We start from the raw sequence: 12,924 nt of genomic DNA, 5'->3' as shown, positions 1-12,924 counted from the left end.
GGCGAGCTCACCGTCAGTGCCGGCGTCGCCGAGCTCACAATTGTGGTCATCCTCACCCGTCAGACTCAACAGCCATACGAACCAAGGCGCGTTGACGCCGCCGCCGTATTGGGCCGCAGCGAGAATGTGCCGAAGACGCCCGGGAACGACGGCAAAATGCTCGAAGGCTCCCTCTGGCAGGAGCTGTCGAAGGATCACGACTCGTCCTGTTCCTAGATCCGCAGCCTTCAAGACCACGCCGTCTGGGCCGTTCTCGGAAAACAAAAGGCTTTGTTCATCCGGAGCCAGCACGAATTCAGAGGACGCCGAGAAAAAGGTAAATTCAGTCGGTCGGGGATCGGCCCTGAGAACGCTGCTACCGATACTGACGAGATAGAGCGATAAACCGATGGATAGGCGACACAACGGGTGCATGATGACGAGACCTTGCCCGGGGCCCAACGGCCCGGCTTCAGCGGCAAGGCCGCAGGCCGAAGTCCGCTGCAAGCCGATGTTAGCCGCGTTTGCCAAACAGCTTCTCCGCGAATAGCCGAGCCTGTTCGAGGCCTTCGTCGGTGAACAGAACCGATTTGGTCTTGCTGACGGGATTCGTGATCCAGCCCTTCTCGTGAAGCCTGCCCATCACCTCCCAGTCCATGCCTTTCCACGCACGAAACTGATCGTGAAGGGTCAGATAGAGAAGGGCGAGAGCCGCCTCGTCAATCTTTGATTCATCGTAGGCCATGCTGAGCCTAGGCCTCCTTTGGCGCGCCCAACATGTAATTAGGCGTACTAAGCGAAACGGAGAAACGCGAACCGAGTCGGCCGAATTGGCGCTTCATGATTGCTCCATTTTAGAATCAAATCCCTGATTCCGCTCGTGCGTACCGATCGCTTCCATCTCCGCTGCCTCCTCATCGCGTGTCCTCCCATTCGGGGACATGGTCCGTCACAGGGCGTCCGCCGGGCTCCGCACGCCGCGGACGCCTCCCCGGTCCAGGACATGGGTGTAGATCATCGTCGTCGAGACGTCCTTGTGGCCCAGCAGGTTCTGGATCGTTCGGATGTCGTACCCGCTCTCGAGGAGGTGCGTCGCGAACGAGGAGGGTGTGGCAGGAAGCCGGCTCGTCGATCCCGGCGTCGCGTACCGCCCGCCGGACCGCCCCTCTGCACGACGCGCCGGTTGCCGCGTCTGACGCCTTTGCCGAATTCCGTTACGAGCGCGCTCGGCCGGCGCACTGCTAGGCGGCGACCACCCTCGACCGCGACACCCTGTCCGCCAATCCTCGCTGCTCCGGGTCGAACATCACTGTCAGCGCCAGGAGCCCCGCCGTCCCGAAGTAGAGCAGGACGACGGCGAAGCGCAGGAACGCGCGGCCGCCGCCGACGAGACCTCCGTTCTCCGAGACGAGGCGCACGCCGGCGGAGCGCTGCCCCATCGTCGCTCCGCGGCCGCACCAGCCGCTCAGGTAATACACGATCACCGCGCCGAGCGCGACGGCGCCGCAAAAGCCGACGAGCGCCCAGAACGCGAGGCCGCTTCCGGAGCGTTCGCGAAGGCTGCCATGCGTGAGGATCGCGATGAGCGCCGGGACGAAGCAGACGAAGGCGATCGCGGCCGAGAGAAACAGGTCCACGACGGCCGAGGCGATCCTCGCGCCGATCGGCGCCGGGTCGAACGTCTCGATGCGCGCCTCCATCGCGGGGGCCTCCTCCGCCTCGCCCCCGATGACGAAGTCTTCGAGCGACCGCGCGCGCCGCGGCCGGCCGCCGGAAAGCGCGGGCGCCGGCGCGGCGGCCTCGAGGGGAATGAATTGCGTCGCCGTCTCGGTAGGACGCGAGCCTCCCGGGACCGTCGCGATCATCGCCGTTCGGGTCTCGAGGTCCGGAGGCGGGATGACGGAGAACGTCAGCGTCGCGCTCCCGAGACCGATCGTGTCGCCGTCCGAGACGGCCGCCTGCCCCGCGACGCGGCGTCCGGCGACGAAGAGGCCGTTGGAGGAGCCGAGGTCGCGAATGACCGCTCGTCCCTCCCGGAGTGTCAGGAGGGCGTGCGAGCGCGAAACCGACTCCTCGTCGACCCGGATCCCCGCGCTGTGGCTGCGGCCGAGCACCACGTCGCCGTCGGAAACGGGGATCTCGCGGCCGCCGTAGCGCAGGACGTACGACCAACCCTGGCTCCGGGGAAGCGGCATCAGCGCGGGGCCCGGCGCATGCCGGGGCCGGCGAATTCGGCCGGCGGGCGCCGGGCGAGAAAACGGCCGGTCTCGCTGCGCGGGGAAGAGGCGATCTCCGCCGGAGTTCCTTCCGCCACGACCTCGCCGCCGCCGTGCCCGCCTCCCGGTCCGAGGTCGACCACCCAGTCCGAGGCGGCGATGAAATCGAGGTGGTGCTCGATCGCGACGACCGAGTGGCCGCGCGCGATCAGCTTGCGAAACGTCGCGAGCAGGACGTCGACGTCGCCCGAATGGAGCCCGGTCGTCGGCTCGTCGAAGAGGAACAGGTTGCCCCGCGGGGAGCTCTTCTCCTCGAGGAACGACGCGAGCTTCAGCCGCTGCGCCTCGCCCCCCGACAGCGTCGAGGTCGGCTGCCCGAGCGGGAGGTAGGACAGCCCGACCTCCGCGAGCGGCGCGAGGCGGCGCGTCACCTTCGGCAGGTCGGCGAAGAACGTCATCGCCTCGGCGACCGTCATCCGGAGCACGTCATCGATGTTCTTTCCCCGGTATCGTACCGCGAGAACCTTCGGGGAAAACCGCCGCCCGTCGCACCGGTCGCAGGTCACGACGACGTCGGCGAGGAACTGCATGTCGATCGTGAGGACCCCCGTCCCCTGGCAGGCCTCGCAGCGCCCTCCCGCGGTGTTGAACGAGAAGTCGCGCGGGGTGACCCGCGTCGCGCGCGCGCGACCGGTCGCCGCGAACGCGCGCCGGATCTCGTCGTAGGCCTTCGTGTACGTGACGGGGTTCGAGCGCGCCGACCGGCCGAGCGGCGACTGATCGACGAAGAGCACGTCGGAAACGTGCTCGAGGCCCCGGATCTCGTCCACGGCGCCGATCTCGACGGCCGCCACGCCCTTCACCCGCCGCTGGTAGACGTGGAAGAAGCAGTCGCGCAGGAGCGTCGACTTTCCCGAGCCCGAGACCCCCGTCACCGACACGAGGCGCCCGAGCGGAAGCCGCGCGGTCACGTTCTTCAGGTTGTGCTCGCGCGCGCCGACGATCGTGATCGCTCGCTCCTGGCCGCGGCGGAAGGCGACGACGTTGCCGGGGGAAGCGATCCGCCCCTCGCGCCGGCGCAGCGCGGCGGCGGTCCGGTTCTGCGGCAGGCGCCGCAGCGCCGAAGGCGTCCCGGAAAACAGGAGCTCGCCCCCCTTGGCGCCCGCCTCCGGGCCGAGGTCGATGACGCGGTCCGCGGCGGCGATCACGTCGGGATCGTGCTCGACGACCACCACCGTGTTGCCCCGATCGGCGAGCTTTCGCAGGATCGACAGCAGCAGCCCGGTGTCGCGGGCGTGGAGCCCGATCGTCGGCTCGTCGAGGACGTAGAGCGTGTTCGTCAGGGCCCCGCCGAGAGCGCACGCGAGTCCGATCCGCTGGGCCTCCCCTCCGGAGAGCGTCCGGGCGGCGCGGGAGAGGGTGAGATAGTCGAGCCCGACTTCGTTCAAGTAACGGAGGCGTGAACGGATCTCGCCGAACACCGAGGAGAGCGATTCGCGCTCGCGGGCCGAGAGCTCGACCCGGTCGAACCACGCGGCGAGCTCGCCGACCGGCACGTCGTTCAATTCCGCCATCGTCTTGCCGCGGAAGCGCACCCATCCCGCCTCCGGCACGAGGCGGCCGCCGCCGCACGCGGCGCAGCGCGTGTACGCGCGATAGCGCGAGAGCAGCACCCGCACGTGGACCTTGTAGCGCTTCGTCTCGAGCCACTCGAAGAACCCGGAGATGCCGTAGAATTTGCCGCTCCCCTTCTCGACGAGCGCCCGCTCGGCCGCCGAGAGGGCGGAGAACGGGACGTGCCGGCGCAGGGCGATCTTCCTTCCCGCCCGAAAGAGATCGTCGTAGGCCGACTCGTATGCGGGCGTGTTCCACGGGGCGATCGGCCGCTCGTCGAGCGTGAGATCGCGATTGGGGATGACCTTGTCCCAGTCGATCCCGATCACGCGGCCGAACCCCTGGCACGCCGCGCAGGCGCCGAGCGGGGAGTTGAACGCGAAGAGCGCCGGCGTCGGATCGCGAAACTCGCGGCCGCACTCGGGGCAGAAGAGACCGCGGCGGAACGTCTTCGTCCCGACGGCCGCCTCGTCGTGGATCCGCGCGCGCAGGGTCCCGGCCATCGCGAACGCGGCGGCGACGGCGCTCTCGATCTCCGGCGCGCTCTCCGGCGAGACCCGGAAGCGTCCGACGACGACCGGCAGGGCGCCGCCGGTTTCCCGGAGGAGGGCGAGGGCCTCCGGCTCCGAGGGGATCTCTTCGACCTCGCCGCCGGCGGCCAGGGCCCGGAAGAACCCGGCACGCTTGAGCTCCGCGAGCAGCGCTTCGGCGTCCGCCGCGGTGGCGCCGAGAGGGACGGGCGCGACGAGCGTCACGCGGGTGCCGGGCGGCAGCGCGAGGATCGCCGATGCCGCGAAGTCGATTCCGCCGCGCTTGGCCACCGCGCCGTCGTCGGGACAGACGGTTTCCCCGCCGTGCGCGAAGAGGAGCCGCATCGCGTCCGCGATCTCGGTCTGCGTGCCGACGGTCGAACGCGCGTTCGTGACCCCGTTCTTCTGCTCGAGAGCGATCGCCGGCGGAACCGGTTCGATCGAGTCGACGTCGGGCCGGTCGAGCCTCTCGAGGAACTGGCGGGCATACGTCGACATCGACTCGGCGTATCGGCGCTGCCCCTCGGCGTACAGCGTGTCGAACGCGAGCGACGACTTCCCCGAGCCCGAGACGCCGGTGATCACCGTGAGCCGGCCCTGCGGGATGTCGAGGGAGATGTTCTTGAGGTTGTGGGTCCGCGCCCCGACGATGCGGATCGGCTCGCGCCCCTTCGATGCGCCCATGGAGCTCCCTGGCCGTGTCAGGCCAAACAGGTATTCTCCGTCATCCGGCAGGGACGGTCAACGGCCCATCGCCGTGAAGCTCCGTTCGTCGGGCAAGCGAACCGCACGCGACGATACGCGCCTCCGAAACAGCTCGCGCCGCCGCTCCGCGCCCCTCACCCGGCCGCCTGCGGCGGCCACCCTCTCCCGCCGGGCGAGGGGAGGCGGCGGCTTCGCCTTGCTCACGGCTCTAGGTGGGGGCGCGCCGCGGCAGGATCGCGCTCCGGTCCGCGCGTCGTCGACACGCCAAACAAACCGAGTCGCGCGGCGCACCGGATTCGCGCCGCGTCCTTCAGCGCCGCGCCGCAAGGCGCCGCCTCCACTCTGTCGTCCGTCACGGACGACGTCAGCGAAGCGAGCGTCCGCCGCGGGATCGCGAGTCAGAAGTCGCGACGCGCCGTGCGGGTGACGCGGTGCGAATCCCGTCGGGAGCCGGTCGCCGCGCACGGTCCTGTAACCCTATCCGTCAACCGCGCCGAGCGGTCCCGACGGGGCGCACCGCGGCAGGACCCGCCCGCGGCGCGTCGCCTCCTCCGTCTCGCGATCCCGCGGCCGCGCGAGCGAGCCCCTCAGTCTTCTTCCTTCTTTTCCTTCGCCGGCGGGAACTCCGGCAGCACTTCCTCGACGGGCATGATCGCGCCGATTCCCTTTCCTTCCATCGTGCGGTTGAACGCCGGCACGTCCGTCCCGAAGACGTCGTCGAATTCTTTCCGCGTCTCGTTCAGACGCCCGTCCAGGAGCGCGAAGACGTCGCGCTCGGGCTGCGTCGGTCCGAAGTCCGCGTTTCCCGAGACGTCGGCGGCGCCGGTCGAGGCCTCCGCGTTCAGCCAGATGAGCTTCAGGTACAGGCCGAGCGGGCCCCGGAACGACTTCTGGTCTTCCTCGGAGATCGTCGGCTGGAGCAGGTCGGCCTCGATCGACGCCATCTTCTTCGCCAGCGCGGCGGTCTGGTCGAGCAGGCTCGCGTCGCCGTTTTCGGCGTGCACCATCTTGCGGAGGCGTTCGATCTGGAGCTGGCCCCACTCGAGCCGGTTGATCATTTCGGCCGCGGCGTTCGTGTCGCGCCAGATCGCGAGCGCGAACTTCGTTCCCTCCTCGACGTCCGCCTCCGTTCCCGCGGAATTCGGGTCCTTCCGCACCTCGACGGTCGTCGCGTACTGGCTTCCCTCGACGTCGAGCTTCACGGTGTACGTTCCCGGCGGCACGAGAGGCCCCTGGCCCGCCTCCTCGATCCCGTAGTAGAGGACCGGCCGGCGGTCCCTTCCGACGAACCGCTTCTCCTCCCGGACGTGCCGGTTCCCCGGCGGCGTCGCACGCAGCCGCACCTCCCGGACCGGGTCGTACCGGAGGTCCCAGTCGACGCGGTTGAATCCCTTCTCGTTCGAGCCGCGCAGCGACCGCACCTTGTTCCCGGCGGCGTCGTAGATCCGGATCGCGACGAGCGGCGGCTTCTCCTTCTCGGGGAGCTCGAACTCGCCGTCGTCCTTCTTCTTCGGCTTCGGGACTTCCTTCTTCATCCAGTAGGTGATGAGCGCCCCGTCGGGGCCGTTCTTCCCGCGCGCGGCGCCGACCGGGGCGTACGCCGGCTGGGAGACCGCCCGGAACCGGTACGCGGGGACCGTGGGAAAAAGCGCCACGTCCGCTTCCGGCTTCTTCGGCTCGTCCCACTTCTCGAGCGCGGTGACGTCGTCGAGGATCCAGAAACCGCGGCCGTACGTGGCGACGACGAGATCGCGGAAGCGCGGCTCGACGGTCAGCCAGTAGACGGGAGCGTGCGGGAGCTTCCCCTGGAGAGGAATCCAGCGCCCGCCGTCGTCGAAGGAGACCCAGAGGCCGTTCTCCGTGCCCGCGTACAGCATCCCCTTCCGGAACGGGTCCTCGCGAACGACGTGAACGTACGACAGCGGGCTCTTCGGGATGTTCCCGGCGATCCTCTTCCACGTCTTTCCCCAGTCGGTCGTCTTGAAGAGGAAGGGATCGAAATCGTCGACCTGATGGAGATCGACGGAGACGTAGCAGGTCCCCTTCTCGAACCGGGACGGCTCGACGGATTCGACGGTTCCCTTCGGGGGAAGCATCGCCTTCGGCGGCGTCACCTTCGTCCAGTGCGCGCCCCCGTCGCGCGTCACCTGGACGACGCCGTCGTTGGTACCCGCCCAGATCTCTCCCTTCGACAGAGGCGATTCCGCGATCGAGAACACGACGCCGGCGTACTCGACCGAGAGGTTGTCGACCGTGAGGCCTCCCGAGTCGCCCATCATCGACGGGTCGTTGGTCGTGAGGTCCGGGCTGATCGTCTTCCAGTGCACGCCCCCGTCGGTCGTCTCGTGGACGTACTGGCTGCCGACGTAAACTGTGTCGTGGTCGTGCGGGGAGATCGCGATCGGGAACGTCCAGTTCATCCGCAGCTTGACCTCTCCGGCGTTGGCCCCCATCGTCCGTTCGGGCCAGACCGACACGGAGCGGCTCATTCCCGTGCGGGCGTCCCAGCGCTCGACGACGCCCGCATAACACCCGCCCCACACGACGTTCGGGTCGACCGGGTCGGGAGTGTTCCACCCCGTCTCGCAGCCGGCGGTCGTCGTCCAGAGCGCCGGGGGAATACCCTCGCCCCCGGGGTTGCGGCTCGGCCCGCGCATCGAGCCGCCGTCCTGCATCTGGCCGTACACGTCGTAGGGGATCCGGGTGTCGGTCGCGACATGGTACATCTGCGCGATCGGAAGCCGCGTCCAGCTCCATTTCTTGCCGCGGGTCGTCGAGATCACGACGCCGATGTCGCTTCCGATCATCATCCGGCTCGGGTCCTTCGGGTCCGCCCACATGTCGTGGTTGTCGCCCGCCCAGTCGACCTGATCGGCCGTCTCGCCGCCGTCGTACGTCACCCCCATCGAGTTCGACGGGAAGTAGACCTCGTTGGCGTTGTCGGGCATCACGAGCATGCGCGTGTAGTAGTGCGGCCGCTCGTTCAAGAGCCGGCTGCGGTTGACGAGCTTCCATTCCTTGCCGCCGTCGTCGGAGCGCCACAAAGACCCCTTGTCGCCCGTCTCGATCAGCGCGTAGACGCGGTCCGGATCGCTCGCCGCGACGGCGACCGCGATCTTACCGAGCGGCGGATCGGGGAGGCCGTGCTTCTTGATCCGCTTCCAGGTCGTTCCCCCGTCCCGCGAGACGAAGACGCCCGACCCCGGGCCCCCGCTCTTCCTTCCCCACGTCTTGATGTCGATCTGCCACGTCCCGGCAAACAGGATCCGGGGGTTCGTCGGATCCATCGCGAGATCGGAAGCTCCCGTGTTCTCGTCGACGAAGAGCACCCGCTCCCACGTCTTCCCGCCGTTTTTCGTCCGGAACACCCCCCGTTCGGGCTGCGGTCCGTAGCAGGTCCCGAGGGCGGCGACGAAAACGGTCTCGGGGTCATGGGGGTCGATGATCACGCGGCCGATGCGGCCGGTCTTCTCGAGCCCCATGTGCTTCCAGGTCTTTCCGGCGTCGGTCGACTTGTAGACGCCGTCGCCGAGCGACACGTTGCTCCGGATGAACGTCTCGCCCGTCCCCACCCAGACCACGTTGGGATCCGACGGCGCGATCGCGATCGCTCCGATCGACTGCGCGTCCTCCTTGTCGAAGACCGGCTTCCAGTGGCCGCCGCCGTCGATCGACTTCCAGACGCCGCCGGAGGCCGCCCCGGCGTAATAGACGTTCGGGTCGCCGGGGACCCCGACGACGGCGCTCACGCGGTTGCCGGGAGGACCGATGAAGCGGAACTTGAGGTTGGCGAACGGTCCGGCCTTCTTCTCGGCCTCGGCCTCCTCCGGCGTCGGCTTCTCTTCCTCCTCGGGCTGCGCCGAGACCGTCTTCTTCGCCTCCTCCGGGAACGCGCGCTTCGGTCTCGCCGGCGTCTCCGCCGGATCGGAAGCCTCCGGCGCCGGCGCGCGGCCGAACACGGGGACCGCCAGGACCGCCGCCAGCACCCAGAACACCGCCGTGATCCGCTTCATGCGTCTTCCTCCACACGCGGCAGGCGCCCGCGTTCTCGCTCGTTTCGTTCGCCGAAAAGCGGTCGAATTCTATCGCGGAGGCGCAAGGTTCCACGAAGGAGCGCCCCGCGGGCGCACGGCGGCGCGCATGGTGCATTCGCATCCTCTCCGTCCGGATCGTTGCGATAGGCTAGGAATCGATGAAGAACGCAAAGACTTTCCTCGACAGTTTCGGCACGCGCGCCCGGATCGGCGCGGCCGGAGACCCGTACGCGATCCGCTCGCTCCGCGCGCTCGAGAAGGCCGGCTTCCCGCGCGTGTCGAAGCTCCCCGTCTCGCTGCGGATCCTGCTGGAGAACCTGCTGCGGCTCGAGGATGGACGCGTCGTGAAGAAGGACGACATCGCGGCGCTCGCGTCGTGGGACCCGAAGGCGAAGCCTTCGCGCGAAACGCAGTTCACCCCCGCCCGCGTCCTCCTCCAGGACTTCACGGGCGTGCCGTGCGTCGTCGATCTCGCCGCGATGCGCGACGCCGTCGCGGCGTGGGGAGGCGATCCGGCGCGGATCAGCCCGCTCCGTCCCGCCGACCTCGTCATCGACCACTCGGTGCAGGTCGACGTCTTCGGGAAACCGGGCGCGTTCGCCGAAAACGCCCGGATCGAGTTCGAGCGCAACGGCGAGCGGTACTCTTTCCTCAAGTGGGGACAGACGGCATTCGACGACTTCCGCGTCGTTCCGCCGGATACCGGCATCGTGCACCAGGTCAACCTCGAGTTCCTCGCGCGCGTCACCTTCGTCGAGCCGCGCTCCGGCGAAACGCCGCTGGCCTACTTCGACACGCTCGTCGGGACCGACTCGCACACGACGATGATCAACGGCCTCGGCGTGCTCGGTTGGGGCGTCGGCGGGATCGAGGCCGAGGCGGCGCTCCTCGGGCAGCCGATCTCGATGCTCATCCCCGAGGTCGTCGGCTTCCGGCTCTCCGGCGCGCTGTCGCCGGGCGCGACCGCGACGGACCTCGTGCTCACCGTGACGGAGATGCTGCGGCAGAAGGGGGTCGTCGGCAAGTTCGTCGAGTTCTTCGGGCCGGGCGTCCCGGCCCTCGCCGTGGCCGACCGCGCGACGATCGCGAACATGGCCCCGGAGTACGGGGCGACCATGGGCTTCTTCCCCGTCGACGACGAAACGCTCCGGTACCTCCGCTTCACGGGGCGCGACGAGGCCGTCGTCGCCCTGACCGAGGCGTATCAGAAAGAGCAGGGGACGTTCGGGCACGGCGCCGAGCCGGAGTTCTCCGACCGCCTCGAGCTCGATCTCGCGACCGTCGAGCCGTCGATCGCCGGGCCGAAACGGCCGCAGGACCGCGTCCCGCTTTCCGACGCGCGGCGGGAGTTCCGGCGGGCGCTCGCTCAGATCCTCGAGAAGAGCAACGCGAAAGTGACGAAGACCGCCGTCGAGCGGTGGGTGGGGGAAGGGGGAAACCCTCAGAAGCTTCCCGCCGAGCTCGACCAGCCGGAGGACCTCGGACACCTCAGAACGACGGCAACGCTCCCGCTCGCGGGGAAGACGGTCGAGCTCACCCACGGCTCCGTCGTCATCGCGGCGATCACCTCCTGCACGAACACGTCGAATCCCTCCGTGATGATCGCCGCGGGATTGCTCGCGAAGAAGGCCGTCGAGCGCGGCCTCTCGGTGCCTCCCTGGGTCAAGACGAGCCTCGCCCCCGGCTCGAAGGTCGTCACCGAGTATCTCCGCGAGGCGGGTCTCCAGGAGGCGCTCGACCGCATCGGCTTCCAGCTGGTCGGCTACGGCTGCACGACGTGCATCGGCAACAGCGGTCCGCTCCCGGAGGCCGTCGGGAAAGCCGTGAAGGACCACGATCTCGTCGCCGCGGCCGTCCTCTCCGGCAACCGCAACTTCGAGGGGCGCATCAATCCTCTCGTGCGCGCGAACTACCTGATGTCTCCCCCGCTCGTCGTCGCCTACGCGCTCGCGGGCCGCATGGACGTGAACCTGACGCGCGATCCGATCGGGACCGGCAAGGACGGCGCTCCCGTGCATCTGGCGGACATCTGGCCCGCGCCCCGGGAGGTCGCCGACACGATGCGCGCCGCCGTCCGGCCGGACCAGTTCCGCAGGACGTACGCGAAGGTTTTCGAGGGAGAAGCCGAGTGGAACTCGATCGAGGTGCCCGGCGGAACCCGCTACGGCTGGCCGGACTCGACGTACATCAAGTCCCCTTCGTTCCTCCACGATCTCCCGAAGACGCCGACTCCCCTTGCCGACATCCGCGGCGCGCGCGTGCTCGCGTTCCTCGGCGATTCCGTCACGACCGACCACATTTCTCCCGCTGGATCGATCGCCGCAGACGGTCCGGCCGGCCGCTATCTCGTCGCGCACGGAGTCACGCCGGCGCAGTTCAACTCCTACGGCTCCCGCCGCGGCAACCACGAGGTCATGGTGCGCGGAACGTTTGCGAACATTCGCCTGCGCAACAAGCTCGCGCCCGGCACGGAAGGAGGCGTCACGCGGCACCTCCCCGGCGGCGAGACGATGTCGATCTTCGACGCCGCCGAGAAGTACCGGGCCGAGGAAATCCCCCTGCTGATCCTCGCCGGCAAGGAGTACGGCTCGGGGTCGTCGCGCGACTGGGCGGCCAAGGGCACCCTCCTCCTCGGCGTCCGCGCGGTGATCGCGGAATCGTTCGAGCGCATCCACCGAAGCAACCTGATCGGGATGGGCGTGCTGCCGCTGCAGTTCGCCGCGGGCGAAAGCGCCGAGACTCTGGGATTGACGGGCGAGGAAATCTTCTCGATCGGCGGGATCGCCGACGGGTTCGCGCCCGGAAAGCTCATGCAGGTGCGCGCCGTCTCACCCACGGGGACGGCGAAGAGCTTCACCGTCCTCTCGCGGGTCGACACGCCCAACGAGGGCGACTATTACCGGCATGGCGGCATCCTGCCGTTCGTCTTGAGGTCGATGCTGGCGGCAGTCTAGGGAGACGCGCCGATGCATCGAGCCGGGCGGGCGCGTGCGCCACGACCCGCGGCCTTAACGTACGCCCCGGTACGCCGCGGCCGCGGGATCGGGCGCCCGCATCCCGCCGGGCTCGCGCCTCGGCGCGTTTCTCGTGCGTCGTCGCTCCTTCGTTCTTCACGCGTAACGGCTGGGCCCGGACCTGGCTCGTGCGCGCCCCGGACGAGAAAAGGCCGCGGCTGAACCGCGGCCTTCGAGCACGGTAACGGCGGAGGCGGAGATTACTTCCTCGGCATGCTCTGCTTGGAGGCGCGATACCCCGCCTTGATCGCGTCGGCCTCCGTCATGAACTTGCCGGCCTTCGTCCGGCCGTACCACGGATCGCCTTCGCGGTGGTAGACCTTCGTCGCCGTGTTCACCCAGACCATTCCCGCCGACGGAGGCGTCCGAACCTGGGGCGTCGGCGTCTCCGTCTCCTGCGCCGAGGGCGCCTGAGCAGACGGCGCCTCAGCGTAGGGCGCCGGCGGGGCCGGAGCCGGGGCCGCTTCGCCGCGGCGCGACGGAGCGGGCGGTAGGGCCGGAGCCGACGGAGCAGCTGCGGTTCCCGCGGCGCCCGCCGTCACGAGCGGCGCGAGCTTCTCGATCGTCTTCGCGGAAACTCCCACGCGGGACAGATCGGCGACGGAAGAGTAGGGCCGGCCGGCGATGATCTTCTTCGCCGTCGCGACGCCGACTCCGGGCAGCCCCTCCAGTTCTTTCTGCGACGCGGTGTTGATGTCGACCATGCCAGGGGACGCCGGCGCGGCCGCCTTCCCGGCCCTCGTGGGCCGAGCCGCGGCGGCACCGCCCGCCGTTACGAGCGGCCCGAGCTTCCGGATCGTCGCGGCGCCCACTCCCGCCTTCGACAGGTCGG

Annotated in this window: 8 protein-coding genes; 1 reads left to right on the top strand and 7 read right to left on the bottom strand. The window is 69.2% G+C overall.

Translation table 11 applies throughout. From position 1 onward, the window contains the following. The 6 genes from VKH46_04050 to VKH46_04025 all read right to left on the bottom strand — a co-directional run. Positions 1 to 510: hypothetical protein (locus VKH46_04050; GenBank protein ID HKB69991.1), on the bottom strand; the 510-nt coding region annotated here is incomplete at its 3' end. Continuing rightward, complete coding sequence (locus VKH46_04045; GenBank protein ID HKB69990.1) at positions 494 to 724, bottom strand: DUF6429 family protein; 231 nt, start codon at positions 722 to 724, stop codon at positions 494 to 496. The genes VKH46_04045 and VKH46_04050, both read right to left, overlap by 17 nt. Positions 725 to 928: 204 nt before the next feature. Continuing rightward, positions 929 to 1,036, bottom strand: a complete 108-nt coding sequence (locus VKH46_04040; GenBank protein HKB69989.1) for a hypothetical protein — start codon at positions 1,034 to 1,036, stop codon at positions 929 to 931. Between the two features lie 184 nt (positions 1,037 to 1,220). After that, positions 1,221 to 2,174 carry an FHA domain-containing protein gene (locus VKH46_04035; protein HKB69988.1) on the bottom strand — a complete coding sequence of 318 codons (954 nt, stop codon included), beginning with the start codon at positions 2,172 to 2,174 and terminating at the stop codon, positions 1,221 to 1,223. Next, positions 2,174 to 5,023, bottom strand: a complete 2,850-nt coding sequence (gene uvrA / locus VKH46_04030; protein HKB69987.1) for an excinuclease ABC subunit UvrA — start codon at positions 5,021 to 5,023, stop codon at positions 2,174 to 2,176. Before uvrA ends, VKH46_04035 begins: the two co-directional genes overlap by 1 nt. Positions 5,024 to 5,631: 608 nt before the next feature. Next, positions 5,632 to 9,057, bottom strand: coding sequence for a sialidase (locus VKH46_04025; protein HKB69986.1), 3,426 nt, complete (start codon positions 9,055 to 9,057; stop codon positions 5,632 to 5,634). Between the two features lie 179 nt (positions 9,058 to 9,236). Between VKH46_04025 and acnA the strand changes: the two genes are divergently transcribed. Next, a complete protein-coding gene (gene acnA, locus VKH46_04020) occupies positions 9,237 to 12,032 on the top strand; it encodes an aconitate hydratase AcnA (GenBank protein HKB69985.1) in 2,796 nt (931 codons plus the stop codon). A gap of 260 nt (positions 12,033 to 12,292) precedes the next feature. Here the strand turns inward: acnA and VKH46_04015 are convergent. After that, positions 12,293 to 12,924, bottom strand: a 632-nt coding sequence (locus tag VKH46_04015) for a helix-hairpin-helix domain-containing protein (GenBank protein HKB69984.1), incomplete at its 5' end; no start/stop codon positions are given.

The sequence above is a fragment of the Thermoanaerobaculia bacterium genome, assembly GCA_035260525.1.
Taxonomy (GTDB): Bacteria; Acidobacteriota; Thermoanaerobaculia; order UBA5066; family DATFVB01; genus DATFVB01.
The sequence above is the reverse complement of the archived record's forward strand: the minus strand, read 5'-3'. Positions and strand labels throughout refer to the sequence as shown.